The organism is Rhodoferax sp. BAB1 (assembly GCF_013334205.1).
In the GTDB taxonomy this organism is placed as follows: domain Bacteria; phylum Pseudomonadota; class Gammaproteobacteria; order Burkholderiales; family Burkholderiaceae_C; genus Hylemonella.
Map to the genome: position 1 here is coordinate 3,732,373 of NZ_CP054424.1, position 22,909 is coordinate 3,755,281.

Below are 22,909 nucleotides of genomic sequence, written 5' to 3' on the forward strand. Positions count from 1 at the left end.
ATCATGGCAAACATACTGGTAGTCGATGACGAGCTAGGCATACGCGACCTGCTGTGGGAAATCCTGAACGACGAGGGACACAGCGTCGAGGTGGCCGAGAACGCGGCGCAGGCCCGTGCCGCCCGCCAGCGCGAGCGCCCCGACCTGGTCCTGCTCGACATCTGGATGCCCGACACCGACGGCGTCACCCTGCTCAAGGAGTGGTCCACCACCGGCCTGCTGACCATGCCCGTCATCATGATGAGCGGCCACGCCACCATCGACACCGCCGTCGCCGCCACCAAGATCGGCGCCCAGGCCTTCCTGGAAAAACCCATTACCCTGCAGAAGCTGCTCAAGGCGGTGGAACAGGGCCTGGTGCGCAACACACCGCAAGCGGCAGCGCCGGCCCATGGGGGCGGGCTGCTGACGCCGGCCGCCAGCGCAGAGGCACAGGGCCTGAACCCGCCCCTGATGGCCAGCGCGGAGACCGGCCCGCAGGCGCAGCAGAACTTCCAGCTCGACAAGCCGCTGCGCGAGGCGCGCGACGAGTTCGAAAAAGCCTATTTCGAGTACCACCTGGCCCGTGAAAGCGGCTCCATGACCCGCGTGGCCGAGAAGACCGGCCTGGAGCGCACCCACCTCTACCGCAAGCTCAAGCAACTCGGCGTGGACCTGAGTCGCGGCAAGCGCAACGGTGGCTGAGCCCGGCCGCAAGGCCACCGGACTGCTGCTATAATTCCATCTCTCCATGGCCCGGTAGCTCAGTTGGTAGAGCAGCGGATTGAAAATCCGCGTGTCGGTGGTTCGATTCCGCCCCAGGCCACCAGAATCTCTCAGAAAGCCATCCTCAGGGGTGGCTTTTTTATTTCCCCCGCGCCGGCCCTGGCCGCCCCCGAAACCGGGGCGGCTGGCCACCTTTCCCCCGTCTGCCCATTGGCCTGCGTGTTGATGGCTGTCGGACGTATCTTGGGCACCCGCTCATCACACCAACAGGAGTCCTCTATGACCACTGAACATTCCGTGCACGAGCACACCGCACAGCTCGACCGCGTGATGAACACGATCTGCACCCGCACGCTGAACCACTTCGCCGAGGAAGCCAAGATCAACGGGGAGAGCTTGAAAGACGCCTTCGAGCGTTACGAGATCGATTACGCCTGGCATGTGCTGGGCTCCGACCGCCTGCGGGATGCCACCCTGGCCTGCCTGGCCCAGCGCCACAGCCACGTGGCGACCGATGCGCAGCGGGCCAGCCTGGCCGACATCCTGAAATCGGCGGCCGCAGCCCAGGCACCCGAGCTGCTGATGAGCTTTGACAACGAGGTGCCCGACCAGCTGGCGGACTCGCTGTGTGCGGCATGGACGGGGCGTACGCCGAGCCCTGGCAGCGCGCAAGCCGCCTGAGCCAAGAAGCCCCGTGAGGGGCTTTTTTCTTGCTGGCCCGGAGCGGCTGCGACCACGTGAATGGCGTGGCCATGTCGCCCAGGTGCGCAGCAGGCCACCGTGATCCCTGCCATCATGAAAGGATGCAGGCCGCGCCCGGCCTCTCAGGAATCCATGGCTGCCACCCACTCCCTGACCTCCGCCCCTATCCTCCCCACCCTCTGGCGGCTCAGCGTGCCCAATATGGTTGCCATGGTGGCCACGGCCCTGGTCAGCGTGGCCGAGACCGTGTATGTGGGTTTGCTGGGCACGCCGGCACTCGCTGGCATGGCGCTGGTCTTTCCCCTCGTCATGCTGCAGCAGATGCTGTCGGCCGGCTCCATCGGCGGCGGCATCGCGGCCGCCGTGAGTCGGGCCATCGGGGCCGGCCAGCAGGCCCGGGCCGATGCGCTGGCCCTGCATGCCGTGATCATCAGCGCGGTGCTGGGGCTATTCTTCAGCGCGTTCATCCTGCTCTGGGGGCGAGCCCTGTTTCAGCTGATCGGCGGACAGGGCGAGGCGCTGGCGCAGTCCCTGGCCTACGCGCAGATCGCCTTTGCCGGGGCGCTGAGCATCTGGCTGACCAATGCCCTGGCTTCGGTCATCCGCGGCGCGGGCAATATGAAAACGCCGTCGCTCACCCTGCTGGGCGTGGCCCTGGGGCAGATCGTCCTGGGAGGCCTGCTGGGCCTGGGCTGGGGGCCGCTGCCCCGCATGGGCATGGCTGGTATCGCGCTGGGGCAGGTGATCGCCTTCAGCCTGGGCGCGCTGTACCTTTACCGCCACCTGCGCACGGGGCACGGCCGCGTGCGCCTGGTGTTCGCCACCCGGCTGCTGCATCGCAGCCACTTCCACGACATCCTCAAGGTCGGCGCCGTCGCCAGCATCTCCTCGCTGCAGACCGTGCTGACCATCCTCATCATCACGCGCATAGTGGCCGCTTACGGCACCGAGGCGCTGGCCGGTTACGGCATCGGTGCGCGGCTGGAGTTCCTGCTCATTCCCGTGACCTTTGCCATCGGCGTGGCCTGCCTGCCCCTGGTGGGCATGGCCCTGGGCTCGGGCCTGGTGGCGCGCGCGCGGCGCGTGGCCTGGACGGGGGCCAGCCTGGCGGCTGCCATCGTCGGTGGCATAGGCCTGCTGGTGGCGGTTTTTCCTGATGTCTGGTCGCGGCTGTTCACTGACGAGCCGCAGGTGATCGCCTACGCCGGCAGTTACTTCCGCTGGGTCGCGCCGGCCTACGGTTTCTTCGCCTTTGGCCTGTGCCTGTACTTTGCGGCCCAGGGCGCGGGCAAGCTGCTGGGCCCGGTGCTGGCCGGCACGCTGCGCCTGCTGCTGGTGGCGGTGGGCGGCTGGCTGCTGCTGCGCTACGACGTGCCGGTGGCGGGCATGTTCGCCCTGATCAGCGCGGCCATGCTGCTCTACGGCCTGGTCACGGCGCTTACGGTGTACTACGTACGCTGGGGCGATTGAGCGCGCGGGCGCCGTTCGCCCTGTACAGTGGACGGCACATCACCACCCACGGAGACACCATGGACGAGAACCCGAGATTCAAGGCCGGCCTGGCCGTGCGCAAGGCCGTGCTGGGCGAAGCGTATGTCAACCAATCGCTGGCCGCTGCCAGTACCGACGAGTTCATGGCGACGATCCAGCAGTTCCTGACCGAGAACGCCTGGGGCACGGTCTGGACCCGCGAAGGGCTGGACCGCAAGACGCGCAGCATGCTTAACTTGGCCATGCTCACGGCGCTGAACCGCCCCAATGAACTGAAGCTGCACATCAAGGGCGCGCTCAACAACGGCGTCACGAAAGAGGAGATGCGCGAGGTCTTCCTGCAGGCCGCTGTCTACTGCGGCGCACCCGCGGGGCTGGACTCCTTCAAGATCGCGCAGCAGGTCTTCAAGGACGAGGCGAGCAAGTAAGGTAACTACCAGTCGACCAGGCTCAGACCGACGCTGAGCAGGCTGCGGCGGCGGTTGTAGTCCACCAGGGCGTCGCCGTAGCCGCTGAAGAACTGCACATGCAGGCGCAGGCCCTTGGAGCTGCTGTCCAGGGGGCTGAGCCATTCCAGGCGCCAGGAGCCATTGGCGTCGGAGCGCAGGGAGTGCCGCAGGGTCAGCGCCACGGTGTGCTCGGGGTCGATCTGCCAGCTACCGGCCACTTCGGCACGCCCGATGGTGTCGTCGATGCCCGGGTTGTCGTCCAGCGAGCTGAGGGTGCCGTCGCCGTCGCCGTCGCTGATACGCTTCCAGAGCCGGGCCGTCACGGTGTAGCGGTCGTCCTTCTCCATGCCGGCCATCAGGATGGCGCGGTTCCAGCTACGCGACAGCGGCAGGGTCTGGCCGTTGGACTGGTGGTTGAGGCTCAGGCCGCTGTAGCGCAGGCGCCAGCCGCCGGGCAGGTCCAGCGGCGTGGGCAGGATGTACATGACCTCGGGCTCGTGGTCCGTGGTGCGGAAAGGGCGAGAGAGCTCGGTGTTGAACAGCTGCCAGTAGGACTGCTGGCTGTAGCCGAACCAGAGCGAATCGCGCTGCCCCTCGGGCAGCATGGGCAGCAGGCCCGAGGCGACCTTGGTCCGTACCGAGAGCTGGATGCGCATCTCGTTACGCATATAGGGCTGCTCGCTGGTGGCCGTGCGCCCCGTTGCGGTCGAGCTCGGCGCCGTGTTCACGCTGGTGCCGTGCACCCAGGACAGGCTGATGGGCTTGTAGCCGCGGATGTTGAAACGGCCGCAGTCGCTGCCGGCCTCCAGTTCCCAGTAGCGCGAGAGGGTGCTGTGCGTGCCGCTGCGGCAATCGGGCGGGCTGGCCGGTGTTTCGGTGGCGGTGGCGACCACCGCGGCGGGCGCGGCCTGCCCCTGCTGCTGCACCCAGCGGTCGTAGCAGGCCAGGCGCGCCGTCGCGTCCTGGCTCTGCTGGGCGCAGGCTTGCCAGCCCTGGGCCGGATCCGGTGCGCCCACCGTCGCGGTCTGCGACCAGGCCAGGCTGCTGAGGGCCAGACCGGCCAGCAGTCCCAACAGGCGATGTGTTTTCATGCAGCACCTCCAGCCAGCGCTTGAGCGGCTGCCGTATCCTGCGCCTTTTTGGCGAACTCGGCACGCAGGGCGCGCAGTTTTTCGCGCGGGTCTTCCCGGGTCGTGGCCTGGTTCAGCGCCATTTCGGCGATGAAACGGCTGGGCATCACGCTGACCATCTCGCGGCCTTTCTTGCGTTTCTTGGGCCAGCTCACGGCCAGCGTGCGCTGGGCCCGTGTGATGCCCACGTACATCAGGCGGCGCTCCTCCTGCAGGCGCAGCGCCACGCTCTCGTTGACGGCCTCGTGCTCGCGCGTCGAACCCCCGAGCGAGTCGGCGCCCTCGTCCAGCTTGAAGGGCAGCATGCCTTCGGTCACGCCCACCATCATCACGTGCGGCCACTCCAGGCCCTTGGCGGCGTGCAGGGTGGAGAGCGTCACCACGTCCTGGTCCTTGTCGCGCTCGCTGATGGTCGAGAGCAGGGAGATGGTCTGCGCCACTTCCAGCAGCGACTTCTTCTCGCTGGCCAGCGTCACGCCGGCGGTGTCGTCGATCTCGCCGCCGCAGCGCTTGGCCATCCAGTCGCAGAAATCCAGCACATTGGTCCAGCGCGACGCGGCCAGCTTTTCGCTGTCCTCGCCGTCGTAGAGATGCTTCTCGTAGCCGATGTCCTTCAGCCAGTCCATCAGGAAGACCATGGCGTCTTCGGCGCCTTCGGTGTGGCGGGCGCGGTATTCGAGGTCGTTCACGTACCGGCCGAACTCGTGCAGGCTGCCGACCGCACGCGCGTTGAGCACCGAGGGCAGGGAACTGGAGAACAGGGCCTCGAACAGGCTCAGCTTGTACTGGCCGGCAAAGGTGCCCAGGGACTGCAGGGTCTGGTGGCCGATACCGCGTTTGGGCGTGGTGACCGCGCGCAGGAAGGCCGGGTCATCGTCGTTGTTGACCCACAGGCGGAACCAGGCGCAAAGGTCGCGGATCTCGGCGCGGTCGAAGAAGCTCTGGCCGCCCGAGACCTTGTAGGGAATCTGCGCCTTGCGCAGGGCCTGCTCCAGCACGCGGGCCTGGTGGTTGGCGCGGTAGAGCACGGCAAAGTGGCGGAATTCCTTGTGCTGCGACTCCGAGCGCAGGCTCTGGATGCGCGCCACCATGCGCTCGGCCTCGTGCTCCTCGCTGTCGGCGTCTACTACGCGCACCGGCTCGCCCTCGCCCAGATCGCTCCAGAGCTTTTTCGGAAACAGCTTGGGGTTGGGGCCGATCACGTTGTTGGCGGCCTGCAGGATGGCGCCGGTGGAGCGGTAGTTCTGCTCCAGCTTGATGACCTTCAGGGTGGGGAAATCCACCGGCAGTTTCTTCAGGTTGTCCAGCGTGGCGCCGCGCCAGCCGTAGATGGACTGGTCGTCGTCGCCCACGGCGGTGAAGCGCGCCAGGGTCGGGTCCTCCGGCACCATGAGCTTGAGCAGTTCGTACTGCGTGGCATTGGTGTCCTGGTATTCGTCGACCAGGATGTGGCCCATGATCTTCTGCCACTTGGCCCGCACCTCGGGGTGGTCGCGCAGCAGTTTCAATGGCAGGCCGATCAGGTCGTCGAAGTCCACGCTCTGGTAGGCGGCCAGGCGCTCCTCGTAGCGCGCCATGATGCGCGCGGTGATGCGTTCGTTGTCGTCCTTGGCCTGGGCTTCGGCCTGCTCGGCGTTCAGCCCCAGGTTCTTCCACAGGCTGATGGCCCACTGCCACTGGCGTGCGGTGGCCGCGTCGGTGCTGCCGCCCGCGTCCTTCAGGATGCTGGTGACGTCGTCGCTGTCCAGGATGGAGAACTTCGGCTTCAGGCCCACGGCCTCGCCGTCTTCCCGAAGCAGGTGCACGCCCAGGGCGTGGAAGGTGCAGATGCGCACGTCCTTTGCGGCCTTGCCGATCAGGCCCTTGGCGCGCTCGCGCATCTCGGCCGCGGCCTTGTTGGTGAAGGTGATGGCGGCAATGCGCTTGGGTTCCAGCCCGGCCTGGATCAGACGGCCGATCTTGTGCGTGATGACCCGCGTCTTGCCGGAACCGGCGCCGGCCAGCACCAGGCAGGGGCCGTGGAGAAAGTTGACAGCGTCCTGCTGTGCGACATTGAGACCGTGGGAGGGGGATGACGACATGCGTGGTGGATAACTCTTGCTGGCTGATCATACCGAGAGCGCGTTTCACACTGCGGCGACAATACACACCGTGTTGCAAATCTTCTCGGTCACCTTCCCCTTCTTTGCCCTGGTCCTGTGCGGTTACCTCGCTGCCCGCCGGCGCATGCTGCCGCTGGAAGCCATCCCCGGCCTGAACGGCTTTGTGCTCTTCTTTGCCCTGCCCTGCATGCTGTACCGCTTCGGTGCCAGCACACCCATTGCCCAGCTGCTCGACTACTCGGTCTTCCTGGTCTGGCTGCTCTGCGGCCTGGTCATGGTGGGCTTCACCATCGCCGTCACCCTGAACGACCGCATCCGCTGGAACGACGCTTCCTTCGGCGCCCTGGTGGCGGCCTTTCCCAACACGGGTTTCATGGGTGTGCCCCTGCTGGTGGCGCTGCTGGGGCCGCTGGCGGCCGCGCCCATCATCGTGGGCATGCTGGTGGACATGGTGATCACCACCTCGCTGTGCATTGCGCTCTCGCGCCTGGACGGTGCCGACAAGCACGGCACGGCCGTGGCGCTGAAGAATGCGCTCAAGGGCATGCTGACCAACCCCATGCCCTGGGCCATCCTGCTGGGGGGCTGGCCTCCTATGTGCAGCTTGAACTGCCGGGGCCGGTGCACAAGACCGTGGGCCTGCTGGCCGATGCGGCCTCGCCGGTGGCCCTGTTCACCATCGGCGCCGTGCTGGCGCGTTCACAGATCCTCACCATCGAGAGCAAGCACCCGCCCATCCCGCTGCGCGACTACGTGCCGGTGGCCGTGTTCAAGTTGCTGCTGCACCCCTTGCTGGTGTTGCTGGTGGGCGTGGGCGCCGTGCAGCTGGGCGCGCCCCTGAGCCGTTTTGCGCTCACCGTCATGGTGCTGGCCGCGGCCCTGCCCAGCGCCAGCAATGTCTCCTTGCTGGCCGAGCGCTTCGGCGCCGACAACGGGCGCATCGCCCGCATCATCCTGGTCTCCACCGCCGTGGCCTTCCTGAGCTTCTCGGGCGCGGTCGGTTTGATGACCTAGATCTAGGGTAAATACCTATGACTATTCATACATGGATAGTTGTCGCCTATTCGATAGATTCGACAAATCAAATAGGCATACCGATCTCTTTTTCCTAAAGTCATGGTTCTTCCAAAGAAGGAGCGCACCATGCAAACCATCGCCGTCCAGGGGCGCCTTGCCCCCTGGCTTGAATGCCTGGCCATGCTGGCGCTGGCCAGCTGAGCTTCTTTGTCGGAAGTCACGTTTTCAACCCAAGGAGTCGACCATGAGCAACGAAGCCAAATGTCCCTTTCACGCTGCCGGCGGTGCGCGTGCCACGCACGGTGCCCAGTCCAATGCCGATTGGTGGCCCAACCAGCTGAACCTGTCCATCCTGCACCAGCACCAGCCGGTGTCCAACCCCATGGACCCGGATTTCGACTACGCCGAGGCCTTCAAGAAGCTGGACTACAAGTCGCTGAAGAAAGACATGGCCGCCCTCATGACCGAGAACAAGGACTGGTGGCCGGCCGACTGGGGCCACTACGGCGGCCTGATGATCCGCATGGCCTGGCACGCCGCCGGTACCTACCGCACGGCCGATGGCCGTGGCGGCGCCAACACGGGCAACCAGCGCTTCGCGCCCCTCAACAGCTGGCCCGACAACGGCAACCTGGACAAGGCCCGGCGCCTGCTCTGGCCGCTCAAGCAGAAGTACGGCAACGCCATCTCCTGGGCCGACCTTTTCATCCTGGCCGGCAACGTGGCCATGGAAACCATGGGCTTCAAGACCTTCGGCTTCGGCGGGGGGCGTGCCGACGTCTGGGCGCCCGAGGAAGACGTCTACTGGGGCGCCGAGAAGGAGTGGCTGGCCACCAGCGACAAGCCCAACAGCCGCTACAGCGGCAAGCGCGATCTGGAGAACCCGCTGGCCGCCGTGCAGATGGGCCTGATCTACGTGAACCCGCAGGGGCCGGACGGCAAGCCCGATCCGGTGGCCTCGGGCCGTGACGTGCGCGAGACCTTCGCGCGCATGGCGATGAACGACTACGAGACCGTGGCCCTGGTGGCCGGCGGCCACACCTTCGGCAAGATGCACGGCGCCGGTCCCGCCAACCTGGTCGGCCCCGAGCCCGAGGGCGCGCCCATGGAGGAGATGGGCTTCGGCTGGATCAACAAGCACGGCAGCGGCAAGGGCGGTGACACCACCACCAGCGGCTTCGAAGGTGCCTGGAAGCCCAACCCGACCAAGTGGGACATGGGCTACCTCAAGGTGCTGTTCAAGTACGACTATGAGCAGATGACGACGGCCGCCGGTGCCATCCAGTGGCGCGCCAAGAACGTTGCGCCCGAGGACATGATTCCCGATGCGCATGATCCGTCGAAGAAGTACGCGCCCTCGATGACCACGGCCGACCTCTCGCTCAAGTTCGACCCGGCCTACGAGAAGATTGCCCGCCACTTCCTGGCCAACCCGGACGAGTTCGCCGACGCCTATGCCCGCGCCTGGTTCAAGCTGACCCACCGCGACATGGGCCCCAAGTGCCTGTACCTGGGCCCCGAGGTGCCGAAGGAAGACCTGATCTGGCAGGATCCGATCCCCGCCGTGAATCACCCGCTGATCGACGCCAAGGACGCCGCCGCGCTCAAGGCCAAGGTGCTGGCCTCGGGCCTGACCGTGAGCGAGCTGGTCTCCACCGCCTGGGCTTCCGCCTCCACCTTCCGCGGCTCCGACCGTCGCGGCGGTGCCAATGGCGCGCGCATTCGCCTGGCGCCGCAGAAAGACTGGGAAGCCAACCAGCCGGCCCAGCTGGCCAAGGTGCTCAAGACGCTCGAGGGCATCCAGGCCGAGTTCAACAAGAGTGCTTCCGGTGGCAAGAAGGTGTCCCTGGCCGACCTGATCGTGCTGGCCGGCAACGCCGGTGTGGAAGCCGCCGCCAAGGCCGCCGGCCAGGCGGTGGACGTGCCCTTCGCCCCCGGCCGTGCCGACGCCACGCAGGAGCAGACCGACGCCGAATCCTTCGCCGTCCTCGAGCCCGTGGCCGATGGCTTCCGCAACTATCGGCAAAAGGCCTACAGCATCTCGCCCGAGGAGATGCTGCTTGACAAGGCGCAGCTGCTGACCCTGAGCGCGCCCGAGATGACCGTGCTGGTGGGCGGCCTGCGCGTGCTCGGCGCCAATGTCGGCGGTTCCAAGGCTGGTGTCTTCACGCAGCGCCCGGGCCAGTTGACGAACGACTTTTTCGTCAACCTGGTCGACATGAGCACCTCCTGGAAGCCCAGCGGCGACAACGCCTACGAAGGCCGCGACCGCAAGACCGGCGCGGTGAAGTGGACGGCCACCCGCGTCGACCTGGCCTTCGGCTCCAACTCGCAGCTGCGGGCCATCGCCGAGGCCTATGCCCAGGACGACAACAAGGCCAAGTTCGCCCGGGACTTCGTGGCGGCCTGGACCAAGGTGATGAACCTGGACCGTTTCGACCTGAAAAAGTAAAGCGCCTGCGCGATCCACGCCTCGGCCGCTCCGGTGCCGAGGCGTGTGATGGTGCGGTGACGTGGATCTCGTGCGCGGGCGGCGCCAGTCGCCCGCGCACGGTTCCATCCGGACCACCGACTTCAGGCGAGTCGCCCCAGGCCAGATCGCTGGCTGGCGCGAGTGAGCCTGCCTGTGCAAGAGCACAGTCCCCGCGATGGAACGGACGGATCACCCGACGAGATGACGAGGCCCCGACATGAATCTGACCGCGCTCAAATACGCTGTCTCCCTGGCCCGCGAGAAGCATTTCGGCCGGGCGGCCGAGGCCTGCGAGGTGTCGCAGCCGACCCTGTCGATCGCGATCAAGAAGCTCGAAGAGGAGTTGCAGGTCCAGCTGTTCGAGCGCACGACCACCGCGGTGGCCGTGACGCCGCTGGGCGAGGAGATCCTGCACCAGGCGCAGGCCGCGCTGGAACGGGCGGCCGATATCGTGGAAATCTCGCGGCGCGGACACGATCCCCTGACGGGGCCATTGAAGCTGGGCGCGCTCCCCACCATCAGCCCCTATCTGGTGCCCGTGGTCATGGCACGCATGATGAACCGCGCGCCCCGCATGCCGCTGATCCTGACCGAGGACGACGCCCCGCACCTGATCGAGATGTTGCGTGCCGGCGAGATCGACGCCGCCATTCTCTCGAACCCCCACCACGACCCGACCCTCAGGATTGTGGACCTGTACGACGAGCCCTTCCTTGTGGCCCTGCCGGTCGGCCACCCGCTGGCCCGGCGCGAGTACATCAGCTGCGCCGATCTGCAGCGGGAGAAACTGCTGTTGCTGGAGGCTGGCGACTGCGTGCGTGAGCACATCCTCAAGACCTGTCCGGAGTTCGCCCGCCTGGGTCTGGCAAGCCCCGGCCTGCCGGGCAACCTCAAGGGTTCTTCGCTGGAGACCATCAAGCATATGGTGGCTGCCGGCATGGGCGTCACCCTGCTGCCACGACTCAGTGTCCCGGCACTGCTGCCGGGCAGCGGCGGTACGGCGCCAACGGAGACCCTGTGCTACCGGCCCTTTGCGGGAACACCGCCCGTGCGGCGGGTCGTGCTGGCCTGGCGCCGCAGTTACACCCGGGACATGGCGATGGAGCTGCTGCTGCAGACCATCCGCGCCTGTGAACTGCCGGGCGTCGAGCGGCTGAGTTGAGCTCAGATCGTCAAGGGATCCACATCCACCGCCCAGCGGATCAGGCCCTTGCCTTCGGGGCCCTGCCGCACTTCATGCAGCACTGCGTGCCAGCCCGCCAGAAAGCGTTGCAGCGCAGCACGTGAAGGCGATTCGATCAGCATCTGCGCTCGCTCCACATTGGCCACCCGCTGCACGCTCATGGGCACGGCCGGGTAGAGCGTGACCTTGAGCGCCGCGGCGGCTTCGGTGCCAAAGGTGCTGGCGGCGTTGAGGAAGGCCTGCGCGGTTTCCTGCGTGCGCGCCTCGGCGCGCACCAGGGCCTGGAAGCTGTAGGGCGGCAGGCCGGCCTGTTCACGTTCCTTCAACTGCTGCGCGGCGAAACCCGGGTAGTCGTGTTTCTTCAGGTTCTCGTAGAGCGGGTGGGTGGGGTGCTGGGTCTGCACCCACATCTCGCTCTGCGCGCTGATGCCGGCGTCGCGTCCGGCGCGGCCCGCCGCCTGCATCAAGAGGCTGAACAGGCGCTCGGGCGCGCGGAAGTCGCTGGAGAAAAGCGCGCTGTCGGGGTTGGCGGCGGCCACCAGGGTGATGCGTCGGAAGTCGTGGCCCTTGGCGATCATCTGCGTGCCGACCAGCACGTCCACTTCGCCAGCGTGCACCTGGGCCAGCTGCGCTTCGAGCTCACCCTTGAGTTTGGTGGTGTCGGCGTCGATGCGCACGATGCGCACCGGTTCACCGTCGGGCCGGCGCACATCGGCCAGCAGTTCGGCCAGGTGTTCTTCGAGTTTTTCCGTGCCACGACCCATGGGGCGGATGTCGGGGCTGCCGCAACTCGGGCAGGCGCGCGGCACGCGTTCGGTGAAACCGCAGTGGTGGCAGCGCAGGGTGCGGTCGATCTTGTGGAAGACCCGAAAGGCGCTGCAGTGCGGGCACTCGCTTTTCCACTCACAGTCGCTGCAATGCAGCACCGGGGCGTAACCACGCCGGTTCAGGAAGACCATGCTCTGCTCGCCCTTGGCGATGCGGCCCTTGAGGGCTTCGAGCAGGGGCGGCGAGAACACCGCGTGCTTGGGCTGGTGGTTCATGTCCACGCGCCGCACCAGCGGCAAAGCCCCACCGTCACCCACGCGGCTGGGCATGAGCAGGCGCACGTAGCGCCCGCCCTCGGCGGCCGGGCGGCTGTGGTGCCAGGACTCCAGCGAGGGCGTGGCCGAACCCAAGATGACCTTGGCGCCTTCCAGGCGGCCGCGGTAGATGGCCAGGTCGCGCGCCGAGTAACGCGCGCCTTCCTGCTGTTTGTAGCTGGGGTCGTGCTCTTCATCGACGACGATGAGCCGCAGCTTGGGGCAGGAGGCGAACACCGCCATGCGCGTGCCCAGCACGATGCGAGCCGCACCACTGTGCGCGGCCAGCCAGCTCTTGAGGCGCTGCGGGTTGGTCATGCCGCTGTGCAGCGAAACCACCACCTCAGGCCCGAAGCGGGCGGCAAAACGCTCTTCCAGCTGGGGAGTGAGGTTGATCTCGGGCACCATCACCAGCGCCTGGGCGTCGGGCTCGCGTTCCAGCAGCGTCTGCACGCAGCGCAGGTAGACCTCGGTCTTGCCGCTGCCGGTGGCGCCGAACAGCAGGAAGGGCCCGGCCTGGGCCTCGATCTGCGCCAGCACCTCGCCCTGCTCGGGCGTCAGCGTGGGCAGGCTGGTCAAGGGGGCACCGCCGGCCGCGGCTGCCGGGCGCTTGAGGCGGCGCGCCAGCTGTTCGCTGCCGAGTTCACGCAATTGCGGCGGCAGGGCGGCCAGGGCGATCTCGCCGGCGGCGCGCTGGTAGTAGCCGGCGGCAAAGTCCACCAGTTGGCGCCAGGCCACCGTGAGCGGGGGCAGGGCGGTGAGTGCGGTGCTTATGGGGCGCAGGCGGCTGCTGTCGACCTCGGCCTGATCCTGCGACGCAGCATCCCAGACGATGCCCAGGGTCTCGCGCCGGCCCAGTGGCACACGCACCAGGGTTCCCGCGGGAAGTGCCAGCTCACTCAGATAAGTCAGCGTCCCGCCCACCTGGCTGTGGGCCGGTGTCTGGACCAGGATGGGGAGTAAGGAACTCATGCGGAGGGGGTGCTTGGGGGCCAGTCTTCATGCCGACTGGCGAAAGTCGCGCTAAGTGCTTGATCTGGAATGACTTTGCAAATGATCCAAGGTTTCTGTGGATAACTTTGTTGATAGCTTGTCACGAGCCGCTCTGAAGCCTTGAAAATCAAGGCCTTGCTCAAAATGCCCTTAAAAAAAGCAAAGAGCAAATCTTATATAAATCAACGACTTGCTGTCGCTATTGGTTTTGTAGCAACAGTCACACCCCGGGGGGCACTATGGCGCACCGCAGCACGTCTTTTGTGCATAAGTGAGTCTGCACTGAGCCTTTTTGGGGCTGCCAGGGGCGGGCACCGGAATTGGGGAAATCCATGAGGTGCCGGTCGACTGGGCCTAGGCGCGCATGCGGCGCGAATGCGCGTGCACGGCCTGCACCAGGGTGCTCACATGCTCGGGCGGGGTGTACTGGCTGATGCCGTGACCCAGGTTGAAGATGTGTGTGGGGCCGCTGGCCTGGGCGTCGCGGTGCGGGGCGCCGAAGCTCTCCAGCACCTTGATCACCTCGGCCTCGATGGCCGCGGGCGGGGCGAACAGCACATTGGGGTCGATATTGCCCTGCAGCGCCTTGGTGTTGCCCACCAGGGTCCGGGCCTTGCCCAGGTTCATGGTCCAGTCCAGGCCCAGCACCTCGCAATCGAGCGATCCCATCTGCTCCAGCCAGAGGCCGCCGCCCTTGGTGAAGACGATGCGCGGCACGATCTGGCCGTCCACGCCGTGGCGCTTGAGGCCGGCCAGTACACGGGCCGTGTAGGCCAGGCTGAACTCCTGGAAGGCGCCGTCGGCCAGCACGCCACCCCAGCTGTCGAAGACCATCACGGCCTGGGCGCCGGCGTCGATCTGGGCGTTCAGGTAGGCGGCCACCGCGTCGGCGTTGACCTGCAGGATGCGGTGCATCAGGTCCGGGCGGCTGTAAAGCATGCTCTTGACCAGGCGGTAGTCGTCCGAGCCCGCGCCCTCGACCATGTAGCAGGCCAGGGTCCAGGGGCTGCCGGAGAAGCCGATCAGCGGCACCCGGCCGTTCAGGGCCTTGCGGATGGAGGTGACGGCGTCGAAGACGTAGCGCAGCTTGTCCAGGTCCGGCACTTCAAGCTTGGCGACGGCGGCTTCGTCGCGCACGGGGGTGGCAAAACGCGGGCCTTCACCCTGGGCAAAGGAAAGCCCCAGGCCCATGGCGTCGGGCACGGTGAGGATGTCGGAAAACAGGATGGCCGCGTCGAGCGGGTAACGCGCCAGGGGTTGCAGCGTGACCTCGGTGGCGTAGTCCACATTGGTGGCCAGGCCCATGAAGCTGCCGGCCTTGGCGCGCGTGGCGCAGTACTCGGGCAGGTAACGGCCGGCCTGGCGCATCAGCCAGACGGGGGTGTGGGTGGTGGCCTGGCGCAGGCAGGCGCGCAGGAAGGTGTCGTTTTGCAGGGGGGCGTAGCTGGAACTCATAACCCCCGATTGTCGCAGGACGGCGCGACTTACTGGGCCAGCCGCACTTCCAGGATTTCGAAGTCGATGGCTTCGCGGTAGATGCGTGCGTCGTGCGTGACCATGTAGAGCAGGATCTTGGGGGCCTGGTGCGCCACCACGCGGTGCGCGCCCACGCCGAACAGTACCAGGGCCAGCCCCAGCCAGGGGTAGCCGAAGTAGGCCATGCCGATGCCGGTGCCGATGATGGGGAGGATGAGCGCGGTCAGCATCAGGCGGTGCTTGACGTACTTGCGCGCGCGCTCCGGGTTGACGATGAGGCGAAAGCGCCCGGCCGGCAGGCCGGTGCGGAATTCCTCGTGGGGGACGTAGATCGGCTCGGGGCCGTCGACGATGCCGGGGGTGGCGGTCTCACTCATGGTTCTGGTTCTGGGCGTGGTCGATCTTGAGGCAACGATTTTGCACCACGCGCAGGCCGGTCTTGCGCGCCCGGTCTGCGGCGTCTTCATGTTCCACGCCCAATTGCATCCACACGGCCAACGCGCCGATGGCGATGGCCTCGTCCACGATGGGCGGGATGTCGACGCTGTTGCGAAAGCAGTTCACCAGCTCGATGCGCGCGTGGCGGGCGGCCTCCGTCAGGCTGGGATAGACCGGCTCGCCCAGGATGGTCTGGCTGGTCGCCATGGGATTGACCAGCACGATGCGCCAGCCCCGGGCCTGCATGTAACGCGCCACCTGGTAGCTGTCACGGTGCGGCCTGGGCGACAGGCCGACCACGGCCACCGTGCGGCAATGCGCCAGGATCCACGCGATGTCGGCATGCTGGTCCATCAGCGGTAGGTGATGGGGCAGCCGTAGGGCCGGCTGGTGGCCACGCTCAGCGGCTGGCCGGCGAGCGCCTCGTTCAGGCCCTGGCGCACGTAGTTGGTGGCGGTCTTGAGGTCCTCGGTCTTGGCCGAGGGCTTGCTGTCGATGGCTCCGGCATAGATGAGCTCGCCGCGCGGGTTGAGGATGAACATGTGCAGCGCGCTGCGCGCGCCCATGGCGCGGCCCAGCGCACCGCTCTCGTCCACCAGCGCGGCGCTGGGCGCGGCCTTCTGCTCGGCCAGCCAGCGCGTCATCTGGGCCGGGGTCATGAAATCGGCGCTGCCGTCGGCGGTGGAGTTGACCGTCAGCCAGACCACGCCCCGGCCCCGGGCCTCGGCCTGCAGGGCCTGCATGTGGCCGCTGCCGTAGTGCTTGCGCACGAAGGGGCAGCCCGGGTTGTTCCATTCCAGCACCACGTGGCGGCCGCGGAAATCGCTGAGCCGCACGCTGCGGCCCTGCACGTCTTCCAGGCTCAGTTCGGGCGCGCGCTGGCCGATGGCCAGGGCCGCCAGTGCCGGCTGCGGCAGGAGCAGGGACGCCAGGGCGAGCGTGCCCAGCTGGCGGCGGGTGGGGGCGTAGGGCATGGGTGTCGGTTTCAGCGGTATTTGATGGTGCAGCCGTAGGGCCGGGTGCTGGCCTGGCTGATGGGTTGGCCGGCCAGCGCCTCGGCCAGGCTGCTGCGCACGTAGTTGGTGGCGGTCTTGATGTCTGCCGTGCGCGCCGAGGGGATGCTGTCGATGCCGCCGGCATAGACCAGCTTGCCCTGCGGGTCGACGATGTACATGTGCGGTGTGACGCGCGCGGCATAGGCCTGGCCGACCTTGCCGTCCTCGTCCATCAGCGTGGCGGTGGGGCTGGCCTTCTGCTCGTCCATCCAGCGGCCCAGCCGGGCCGGGCTCAGGTAGTCGCCGTGCGTGGGCTCGGTGGAGTTGATGGCCAGCCAGACCACGCCCTTGCCGCGGGCCTCGGCCTGCAGGGTCTGCATATTGCCGCTGTCGTAATGCTTGCGCACGAAGGGGCAGCCCGGGTTGTTCCATTCCAGTACCACGTGGCGGCCACGGTAGTCGCTGAGTTTCACGGTCTGGCCCTGGACGTTCTTGAGCGTGAAGTCCGGTGCGCTCTGGCCCAGGGTGGCGGCGTGCGCGCCGGCCAGCAACGTGGCGCCGAGGGCGAGGGTGGCAAGACGACGTGTCAGCATGGTGATCTCCTGGTGACGACTAAAACTAGAGCGTGGCCAGCGCCTGGCGGATCTCGCCCGCGCTCAGCACCTCGGACAGCACCAGGGGCGCACGGCCGGGGCGGTAGAAGACGTAGACCGGCACACCGTTGCGGCCCAGCTGGGCCAGGGCGGCGGTGATGGCCGGGTCGCGCCGGGTCCAGTCGGCGCGCAGCATCACGACCTGTTTCGCATCGAAGTCGGCCAGCACCTCCGTATCGGCCAGCGTGGTCTGCTTGTTGTACTGGCAGGTCACGCACCAGGCGGCGGTGTAGTCCACGAAGACGGTCTGGCCGCCGGCCAGCAGGGTCTGCACGCGCTCGGGGCTCCAGGCCTGCCAGCGTTCGCTGCCGGTCTGGCTGGCCGTGCTGGGCTCGATCTTGAACATGTAGGGGCCCAGGGTCCAGGCCGACCAGGCGCCGCCGGCGACCAGCAGCGTGGCGATCACCGTGCGCAGGCGGCCCTGCAGTGTCAGCGCCCAGATGACGGCGCTGAGCGCGATCAGCAGGGTCAGCAGGGCGGCCGCGCCGTCCACGCCGCTCTGGTGGCCCATGACCCAGACCAGCCAGACCACGGTGATGAGCATGGGGAAGGCCAGCAGCTTGCGCAGCGCGTCCATCCATGCCCCGGGTTTCGGGAGCAGGCGTGCGAAGGCCGGCACGAAGCTGGCGGCCAGGTAGGGCAGTGCCAGGCCCAGGCCCAGCGCGGCGAAGATCAGCAGGGCCTGGGCGGGTGGCAGCGTGACGGCCAGGCCCAGCGAGGCGCCCATGAAGGGCGCGGTGCAGGGCGAGGCCACGGCCACGGCCAGTACGCCGGTGAGGAAGGCGTCGATCACCGGATGGCGTGCCTGGAAGGCTGCCAGCGAGCTGGGCGCGAACTGGCCGAACTCGAACACGCCGACCAGGTTGAGCGCAATGATGGTGAACAGCGCGGCCAGGGCGGCGACCACCCAGGGGTCCTGCAGCTGGAAGCCCCAGCCCAGGCTCTGGCCGGCGGCACGCAGGCCCAGCAGCAGCAGGCCCAGCAGCACGAAGCTGACGATGACACCGGCGGTATAGGCCAGGCCGCTGATGCGGTGGCTGCGGTGGTCGTCGGCATGGCGCGTGAAGCTCAGCACCTTGATGGCCAGCACCGGGAACACGCAGGGCATGAGGTTGAGGATGAGGCCGCCGATCAGCGCGCCGAGCAGGGCGGCATAGAAGCCCAGCGGTGCAGCCGGGGCGACAGAAGTCTGCGCGGCATTGGCGGCCAGTGCGGCCTGCAGGGCGGGTGAAAGGGTGGCGGGGGCGGCGCTGGCCGGCCAGTTGCCGCTGATGGGCAATTCAACACGCCAGCCCTGGCCCCCCTGGGTCAGCACCACGGGCAGCATGGCGGGGCTGGCACTGCGCTGGGCCAGCAGCGGCAGTTCGGCCGTCCAGACCGGACCCGACCAGCTTTGCTGCCAGGGCGTCGAGGGGTTGATGACTTCGGCGGTTTCGGGGAAGGCGTCCAGCTTCTTGCCCTGCAGGCTGGCGGGCAGGCCCGCAACGGTGAGCTTGAGAGTCTGGCCGTCGATCTGGATGCGGCTGTTCTTGCCGGCGTCCAGTGCCCGGGGCTGGGCCTGGCGCGCGGCTTCGAAGGTGGCGCCGTGCAGCGCGGTGGAGCCCTTGAGCGGGATGCGCAGGGTGTATTCGCCTTCCTCGGGGATGCACTCGGTCTTGCAGATCAGCCAGCTGGCGCGCAGCTTGACGGTGAGGGCATCGCCCAACACGGGAGGCTTGAAGTCGGGGCCGATGGTCAGCGGCACGGCCAGCAGCAGCGTGTCTTCATAGCCATAGTTGACCAGGGGGCCGACCGAGATCTTCTTCGGGATGGGCCAGGCGATCTCGCCGGCTGACACGCCCGGCGGCAGCGTCCATTCCAGCACGGTGGGCAGGCCGGAGTCACCGGCGTTTTTCCAGTAGGTGTGCCAGTGCTCCTTGTGCCGGATCTGCAGGCCCACCCAGACCGGCTGGCCGGGGGATACGCCTTCGGGTGCGTGGGCCAGCAACTCGGTGCGGGCCTGGTCGGTGGTGACGACAGCGCCGGTGCCGCTGGCGGTCAGCTGGGCGCTGGAGCCGCCATGAAGTGCCAGGGCCAGGGAAAGAAACAGCAGTTTGCGCAGGACGGGGGTCAGGGACATCAGGGACTTCCGGAGGGGGACGGGGCGGCACGTGGGTGGGAGTGCGCCGGACTGGCGCAAGTTCCCCGCAGACGCCAACCGCAGTACGGGCAGCGCAGACCGCCCATGAATATAAGCCTGAAAGCCTTGAGTTCCCTATGGTCTTCATAGACACTATCGAATTCCGCGCCCGGTCCCCGGCCCGAATAATGCGTGGAGATGACCGCAGGCCGTCAAGCTGGCCTGTCCATGAAAAACTCGGTTAATGGGAGATTCATGATGGTGTCCAGCATGGAAGCAGTGCTGAGCCCCTGGGTGGCTCAACTCAAGTCCAAGGCCAAGCTGCCCCTGCTCGTGCAATGGGGCGACAACCCGGCGCCCGGCGCGGGCCTGCGCCTGGGGGATTTCGACACGCCCAAGGTCGTGATCCGGGTGCGCAAGGCCGGCGCCGTGCCGCTGCTGCTCTCGCCCACGCTGGACAGCCTGGGCGAGGCCTATGTCGAGGGCCTGATCGACGTGGAGGGCAGCGTGGACGATATCCTGGAGATGGCGCACCGGCTGGCCGAAGCGGGCAGCCGGACCGAGAGCCGCCTCACGCGCATGGTGCGCCACTTCCAGCACACCCCCAAAAGCGATAGCGAAGCCGTCCAGTACCACTACGACGTCTCCAACGACTTCTACCAGGCCTGGCTGGATCCGCGTCTGGTCTACTCCTGCGCCTATTTCGAGAACGGCGACGAGACCCTCGAAGAAGCGCAGCTCAAGAAGATCGACCACATCCTGACCAAGGTGCAGTTGCAGCCCCATCAGCGCCTGCTGGACATCGGCTGCGGCTGGGGTGCGCTGGTCATCCGGGCGGCCGAGAAATTCGGCGCGCGTTGCACGGGCATCACGCTGTCGCAGCGCCAGTTCGAGCTGGCCACCGAGCGGGTGCGTGCGGCCGGCCTGCAGGACCGGATCGAGATCCGCCTGCAGGACTACCGCGACGTGCAGGGCACGTTCGACCGCATCACCAGCGTGGGCATGTTCGAGCACGTCGGGCTCAGGCACCTCGAAGGCTACTTCGCCTGCATCAACGGCCTGCTGGCCGAGGGGGGCTGGGTGTTGAACCATGGCATCACCTCCACCGATGTCAACGATGGCGAGACCAGCCTGGGCGGTGGCCGTTTCATCGACCGTTATGTGTTCCCGCAGGGTGAGCTGCCGCACATCGCCACCGTGCTCAGGGCCCTGCAGGCCGGCGGCCTGGAGGCGCTGGACGTGGAGAGCCTGCGTCGCCACTACGCGCGCACCACGGGCTTGTGGAGCCAGGCCTTCGAGGCCGAGGGGCAGAGATTGCGCGACATGGTGGGCGAGCGCCGCTGGCGCATCTGGCGCGTCTACCTGGCCGGCTGCCAGTGGGCTTTCGATAACGACGAGATCTCGCTCTACCAGGTGCTGTGCACCAGGGCCGGCCGCCGGGCCCGTGGCCTGCCCTGGTCGCGGCGCTGGATGTATCCGCACTGATGCCGCTGCGGCTCGGATAATGGCGGCATGGGAGACCCTGCCGCCATCGTTCTTTGCACGCTCAACGCGAAGTACATCCACGCCTCGCTCGGATTGCGCTACCTGCTGGCCAATATGGAACGCCACGGCGGTGCGGATCTGCGCGCACGCACCCTGCTGCGCGAGTACACCATTGCACGTGTGCCGCAGGACATCGTCGATGAACTGCTGGCCCTGGACCCGGCCATCGTCGGCTTCGGGGTCTACATCTGGAACGTGAGCCAGACCACCGAAGTGCTGCGGCTGCTCAAGGCCGCCCGGCCTGGGCTCAAGGTGGTGCTGGGTGGCCCCGAGGTCAGCCACGAAGTCGAGGCGCAGGAGATCGTCCGGCTGGCCGACTTTGTGATCACCGGCTGGGGGGACGTGAGCTTTCCCAGGCTGTGCCGTGCGCTGGCCCATGGCCCTCAGCCCCTGATGAAGGTCATCGCGGGTGTACAGCCGCCGCTCGACGAGATCGCCCTGCCCTATGCCGGGTACAGCGACGACGACCTGGCGCACCGCCTGCTGTATGTGGAGGCTTCGCGCGGCTGCCCCTTCAAGTGCGAGTTCTGCCTGAGCTCGCTGGACAAGACGGCCTGGGCCTTCGACCTCGACGCCTTCCTGGCCGAAATGGACGCGCTGCATGGCCGCGGTGCGCGGCATTTCAAGTTCGTCGACCGTACCTTCAATCTCAAGGTCGAGGCTTCGGTGCGCATCCTGCAGTTTTTCCTGGATCGCATGAGCGAGGACCTGTTCGTGCACTTCGAGGTCATCCCGGACCACCTGCCCGATCGCCTGAAGGAGATGATTGCGCGTTTCCCGTCGGGTGTGCTGCAGTTCGAGGTCGGTATCCAGAGCTTCAACGTCGAGGTGCAGCAGCGCATCTCGCGCAAGCAGGACAACGACAAGACCGAGGCCAACCTGCGCTGGCTGGTGCATGAGAGCCCGGCCCACCTGCACGCCGACCTGATCTTCGGCCTGCCCGGCGAGACGCTGGAGAGCTTTGCTGCCGGCTTCGACCGCCTGCATGCCCTGGGCCCGCACGAGATCCAGCTCGGCCTGCTCAAGCGCCTGCGCGGCACGCCGATCGCACGTCATACGGCCGTCCACGGCATGGTCTACGACCCGGCCCCGCCCTATACCGTGCGCCAGACCGGCGTGGTGGATGCGTCCACCGTGCAGCGCTACGCACGACTGGCGCGTTACTGGGAGCTGCTGGCCAACTCCGGGCGCTTCCCGCGCACGCTGGCCTTGCTGTTGCAGGGGCCGTCGGCCTTTGCCGCCTTCCTGGCCTTCAGCGACTGGCTGTGGTCGCAGCTGGGCGAGACGGCGCATCTGAGCCCGGAGCAACTGGTCGATGCGCTGCATGACTACCTGATCGAGGCGCGGGGACTGGATGCCGACGCCGTGCGTAACACCCTGTGCGACGACTATCTGGCCAGCGGCGCGCGGGCGCGGCCGCAGAGCCTGCGCGCCGTGCTGCCGGCGCAAGGCTTGCCCCTGCCCCGGGGCGGGCGTCAGCGGGCCGAGCGCCAGGCCCGCCATGTCGCCCCGGGTGTCGACTGAAGCCCTAAGATAGACCCCCATGGTCAGCCCTACCCGTTTCTGGTCCGAACTCAGCACGCGTGACTTCGCCTTGCTCGACAGCCAGCGTGCCATCGCGGTGCTGCCCGTGGCCGCCACCGAGCAGCATGGCCCGCACCTGCCGCTGAGCGTGGACACCGACCTGGCCAATGGCGTGGTGGCTGCTGCCCTGCCGCACATCGCGGCCGACCTGCCGGTGCTGTTTCTGCCCACCCAGGCCGTGGGCCTGAGCCCCGAGCACCAGGCCTACCCCGGCACGCTCACGCTGTCTTCGCACACGGTCATCAGCCTGTGGACCGAGATCGGCGAGTCGGTGGCGCGCGCCGGCGTGAAAAAGCTGGTGCTGCTCAATGCGCATGGCGGCCAGGTCGGCGTGATGGACATCGTGGCGCGCGACCTGCGCGCGCGCCTGGGTTTGCTGGTCTACAGCGTCAACTGGTTCAACCTGCCCCTGGGGCCTGAGGTCGAGGGCCAGTTCAGCGCCGACGAGCACCGCTTTGGCATCCACGCCGGCCAGATCGAGACCGCCATGATGCTGGCGCTCAAGCCCGCCCAGGTGCAGATGGCGCAGGCGCGGAATTTCGCCTCGGCCTCGCAGCAGCGCGCACAGCAGTTTCCCATCCTGGGCAACGGCAGGAGCGCCAAGCTGGGCTGGCAGATGCAGGACTACAACCCGGCCGGTGCCGTCGGCAATGCCGCCGCCGCCACGGCCGAGCAGGGCCGTGCCGTGCTCGATGCCGCCGGCCGTGCGCTGGCCGCCTTGCTGGCCGAGATCGACCGCCTGCCACCAGACACACTGGCCTCGCGGTCCTAG

The 22,909-nt window shown here is 67.4% G+C and carries 18 protein-coding genes, 1 tRNA gene and 1 pseudogene; 11 read left to right on the forward strand and 9 right to left on the reverse strand.

All coding sequences use genetic code 11. From position 1 onward, the window contains the following. Positions 1 to 3: 3 nt before the first annotated feature. The 5 genes from HTY51_RS18045 (at position 4) to HTY51_RS18065 (ending at position 3,326) form a co-directional block, all read left to right on the forward strand. On the forward strand, positions 4 to 684 hold the full coding sequence (locus HTY51_RS18045) for a response regulator (protein ID WP_174254023.1): 681 nt from the start codon (positions 4 to 6) through the stop codon (positions 682 to 684). Positions 685 to 732: 48 nt separating this feature from the next. Then, positions 733 to 808, forward strand: a tRNA-Phe gene (locus tag HTY51_RS18050). 176 nt (positions 809 to 984) lie between these two features. Continuing rightward, complete coding sequence (locus HTY51_RS18055; RefSeq protein WP_174254024.1) at positions 985 to 1,386, forward strand: hypothetical protein; 402 nt, start codon at positions 985 to 987, stop codon at positions 1,384 to 1,386. Between the two features lie 153 nt (positions 1,387 to 1,539). Next, complete coding sequence (locus HTY51_RS18060; protein ID WP_174254025.1) at positions 1,540 to 2,877, forward strand: MATE family efflux transporter; 1,338 nt, start codon at positions 1,540 to 1,542, stop codon at positions 2,875 to 2,877. 59 nt (positions 2,878 to 2,936) lie between these two features. Further along, on the forward strand, positions 2,937 to 3,326 hold the full coding sequence (locus HTY51_RS18065) for a carboxymuconolactone decarboxylase family protein (protein ID WP_174254026.1): 390 nt from the start codon (positions 2,937 to 2,939) through the stop codon (positions 3,324 to 3,326). A gap of 5 nt (positions 3,327 to 3,331) precedes the next feature. Here the strand turns inward: HTY51_RS18065 and HTY51_RS18070 are convergent, their stop codons facing one another. Both HTY51_RS18070 and HTY51_RS18075 read right to left on the reverse strand, forming a co-directional pair. Continuing rightward, the gene (locus tag HTY51_RS18070; protein WP_174254027.1) at positions 3,332 to 4,438 is read right to left on the reverse strand and encodes a phospholipase A; all 1,107 of its coding nucleotides are present in this window, start codon (positions 4,436 to 4,438) and stop codon (positions 3,332 to 3,334) included. Next, positions 4,435 to 6,558 carry an ATP-dependent helicase gene (locus HTY51_RS18075; RefSeq protein WP_174254028.1) on the reverse strand — a complete coding sequence of 708 codons (2,124 nt, stop codon included), beginning with the start codon at positions 6,556 to 6,558 and terminating at the stop codon, positions 4,435 to 4,437. The genes HTY51_RS18070 and HTY51_RS18075 overlap by 4 nt, the downstream gene beginning before the upstream one ends. 70 nt (positions 6,559 to 6,628) lie before the next feature. Here HTY51_RS18075 and HTY51_RS18080 point away from each other — a divergent pair. The 3 genes and pseudogenes from HTY51_RS18080 (at position 6,629) to HTY51_RS18090 (ending at position 11,231) form a co-directional block, all read left to right on the forward strand. After that, a pseudogene (locus tag HTY51_RS18080) lies at positions 6,629 to 7,593 on the forward strand (AEC family transporter). Between the two features lie 247 nt (positions 7,594 to 7,840). After that, on the forward strand, positions 7,841 to 10,048 hold the full coding sequence (gene katG / locus HTY51_RS18085) for a catalase/peroxidase HPI (RefSeq protein WP_174254029.1): 2,208 nt from the start codon (positions 7,841 to 7,843) through the stop codon (positions 10,046 to 10,048). Between the two features lie 238 nt (positions 10,049 to 10,286). Further along, complete coding sequence (locus HTY51_RS18090) at positions 10,287 to 11,231, forward strand: hydrogen peroxide-inducible genes activator (RefSeq protein ID WP_174254030.1); 945 nt, start codon at positions 10,287 to 10,289, stop codon at positions 11,229 to 11,231. Between the two features lie 2 nt (positions 11,232 to 11,233). Here HTY51_RS18090 and priA read toward each other — a convergent pair whose 3' ends face one another. The 7 genes from priA to HTY51_RS18125 form a co-directional block, all read right to left on the reverse strand. Beyond that, positions 11,234 to 13,306: a primosomal protein N' gene (priA, locus tag HTY51_RS18095; RefSeq protein ID WP_174254031.1), complete on the reverse strand. Its 2,073-nt coding sequence runs from the start codon at positions 13,304 to 13,306 to the stop codon at positions 11,234 to 11,236. 375 nt (positions 13,307 to 13,681) lie between these two features. Then, complete coding sequence (gene hemE / locus HTY51_RS18100; RefSeq protein WP_174254032.1) at positions 13,682 to 14,782, reverse strand: uroporphyrinogen decarboxylase; 1,101 nt, start codon at positions 14,780 to 14,782, stop codon at positions 13,682 to 13,684. Between the two features lie 29 nt (positions 14,783 to 14,811). Then, a complete protein-coding gene (locus tag HTY51_RS18105; RefSeq protein ID WP_174254033.1) occupies positions 14,812 to 15,180 on the reverse strand; it encodes a hypothetical protein in 369 nt (122 codons plus the stop codon). Beyond that, on the reverse strand, positions 15,173 to 15,595 hold the full coding sequence (locus HTY51_RS18110; RefSeq protein WP_174254034.1) for a CoA-binding protein: 423 nt from the start codon (positions 15,593 to 15,595) through the stop codon (positions 15,173 to 15,175). Before HTY51_RS18110 ends, HTY51_RS18105 begins: the two co-directional genes overlap by 8 nt. After that, positions 15,595 to 16,215 carry a redoxin domain-containing protein gene (locus tag HTY51_RS18115; RefSeq protein WP_174254035.1) on the reverse strand — a complete coding sequence of 207 codons (621 nt, stop codon included), beginning with the start codon at positions 16,213 to 16,215 and terminating at the stop codon, positions 15,595 to 15,597. The genes HTY51_RS18110 and HTY51_RS18115 overlap by 1 nt, the downstream gene beginning before the upstream one ends. Positions 16,216 to 16,226: 11 nt before the next feature. Continuing rightward, the gene (locus tag HTY51_RS18120; RefSeq protein WP_174254036.1) at positions 16,227 to 16,829 is read right to left on the reverse strand and encodes a thioredoxin family protein; all 603 of its coding nucleotides are present in this window, start codon (positions 16,827 to 16,829) and stop codon (positions 16,227 to 16,229) included. Positions 16,830 to 16,854: 25 nt separating this feature from the next. Next, positions 16,855 to 19,008 (reverse strand): protein-disulfide reductase DsbD, encoded by a 2,154-nt coding sequence (locus tag HTY51_RS18125; protein WP_174254037.1) that lies wholly within the window; start codon positions 19,006 to 19,008, stop codon positions 16,855 to 16,857. A gap of 270 nt (positions 19,009 to 19,278) precedes the next feature. Between HTY51_RS18125 and HTY51_RS18130 the strand changes: the two genes are divergently transcribed. From HTY51_RS18130 to HTY51_RS18140, 3 genes are read left to right on the forward strand one after another with little or no spacing between them, the layout of a single operon-like run. Continuing rightward, positions 19,279 to 20,493, forward strand: coding sequence for a cyclopropane-fatty-acyl-phospholipid synthase family protein (locus HTY51_RS18130; protein WP_254606931.1), 1,215 nt, complete (start codon positions 19,279 to 19,281; stop codon positions 20,491 to 20,493). A 27-nt stretch (positions 20,494 to 20,520) separates the two neighbouring features. Then, on the forward strand, positions 20,521 to 22,077 hold the full coding sequence (locus tag HTY51_RS18135) for a B12-binding domain-containing radical SAM protein (protein WP_174254038.1): 1,557 nt from the start codon (positions 20,521 to 20,523) through the stop codon (positions 22,075 to 22,077). A gap of 19 nt (positions 22,078 to 22,096) precedes the next feature. After that, positions 22,097 to 22,909 (forward strand): creatininase family protein, encoded by an 813-nt coding sequence (locus HTY51_RS18140; RefSeq protein ID WP_174254039.1) that lies wholly within the window; start codon positions 22,097 to 22,099, stop codon positions 22,907 to 22,909.

Excerpts from the sequence above, each read along its gene's own strand:
- HTY51_RS18045 (WP_174254023.1), top strand. The coding sequence starts at position 4 with ATGGCAAACATACTGGTAGTCGATGACGAGCTAGGCATACGCGACCTG.
- HTY51_RS18055 (WP_174254024.1), top strand. The coding sequence starts at position 985 with ATGACCACTGAACATTCCGTGCACGAGCACACCGCACAGCTCGACCGC.
- HTY51_RS18060 (WP_174254025.1), top strand. The coding sequence starts at position 1,540 with ATGGCTGCCACCCACTCCCTGACCTCCGCCCCTATCCTCCCCACCCTC.
- HTY51_RS18065 (WP_174254026.1), top strand. The coding sequence starts at position 2,937 with ATGGACGAGAACCCGAGATTCAAGGCCGGCCTGGCCGTGCGCAAGGCC.
- HTY51_RS18070 (WP_174254027.1), bottom strand. The coding sequence starts at position 4,438 with ATGAAAACACATCGCCTGTTGGGACTGCTGGCCGGTCTGGCCCTCAGC.
- HTY51_RS18075 (WP_174254028.1), bottom strand. The coding sequence starts at position 6,558 with ATGTCGTCATCCCCCTCCCACGGTCTCAATGTCGCACAGCAGGACGCT.
- katG (WP_174254029.1), top strand. The coding sequence starts at position 7,841 with ATGAGCAACGAAGCCAAATGTCCCTTTCACGCTGCCGGCGGTGCGCGT.
- HTY51_RS18090 (WP_174254030.1), top strand. The coding sequence starts at position 10,287 with ATGAATCTGACCGCGCTCAAATACGCTGTCTCCCTGGCCCGCGAGAAG.
- priA (WP_174254031.1), bottom strand. The coding sequence starts at position 13,306 with ATGAGTTCCTTACTCCCCATCCTGGTCCAGACACCGGCCCACAGCCAG.
- hemE (WP_174254032.1), bottom strand. The coding sequence starts at position 14,782 with ATGAGTTCCAGCTACGCCCCCCTGCAAAACGACACCTTCCTGCGCGCC.
- HTY51_RS18105 (WP_174254033.1), bottom strand. The coding sequence starts at position 15,180 with ATGAGTGAGACCGCCACCCCCGGCATCGTCGACGGCCCCGAGCCGATC.
- HTY51_RS18110 (WP_174254034.1), bottom strand. The coding sequence starts at position 15,595 with ATGGACCAGCATGCCGACATCGCGTGGATCCTGGCGCATTGCCGCACG.
- HTY51_RS18115 (WP_174254035.1), bottom strand. The coding sequence starts at position 16,215 with ATGCCCTACGCCCCCACCCGCCGCCAGCTGGGCACGCTCGCCCTGGCG.
- HTY51_RS18120 (WP_174254036.1), bottom strand. The coding sequence starts at position 16,829 with ATGCTGACACGTCGTCTTGCCACCCTCGCCCTCGGCGCCACGTTGCTG.
- HTY51_RS18125 (WP_174254037.1), bottom strand. The coding sequence starts at position 19,008 with ATGTCCCTGACCCCCGTCCTGCGCAAACTGCTGTTTCTTTCCCTGGCC.
- HTY51_RS18130 (WP_254606931.1), top strand. The coding sequence starts at position 19,279 with ATGGAAGCAGTGCTGAGCCCCTGGGTGGCTCAACTCAAGTCCAAGGCC.
- HTY51_RS18135 (WP_174254038.1), top strand. The coding sequence starts at position 20,521 with ATGGGAGACCCTGCCGCCATCGTTCTTTGCACGCTCAACGCGAAGTAC.
- HTY51_RS18140 (WP_174254039.1), top strand. The coding sequence starts at position 22,097 with ATGGTCAGCCCTACCCGTTTCTGGTCCGAACTCAGCACGCGTGACTTC.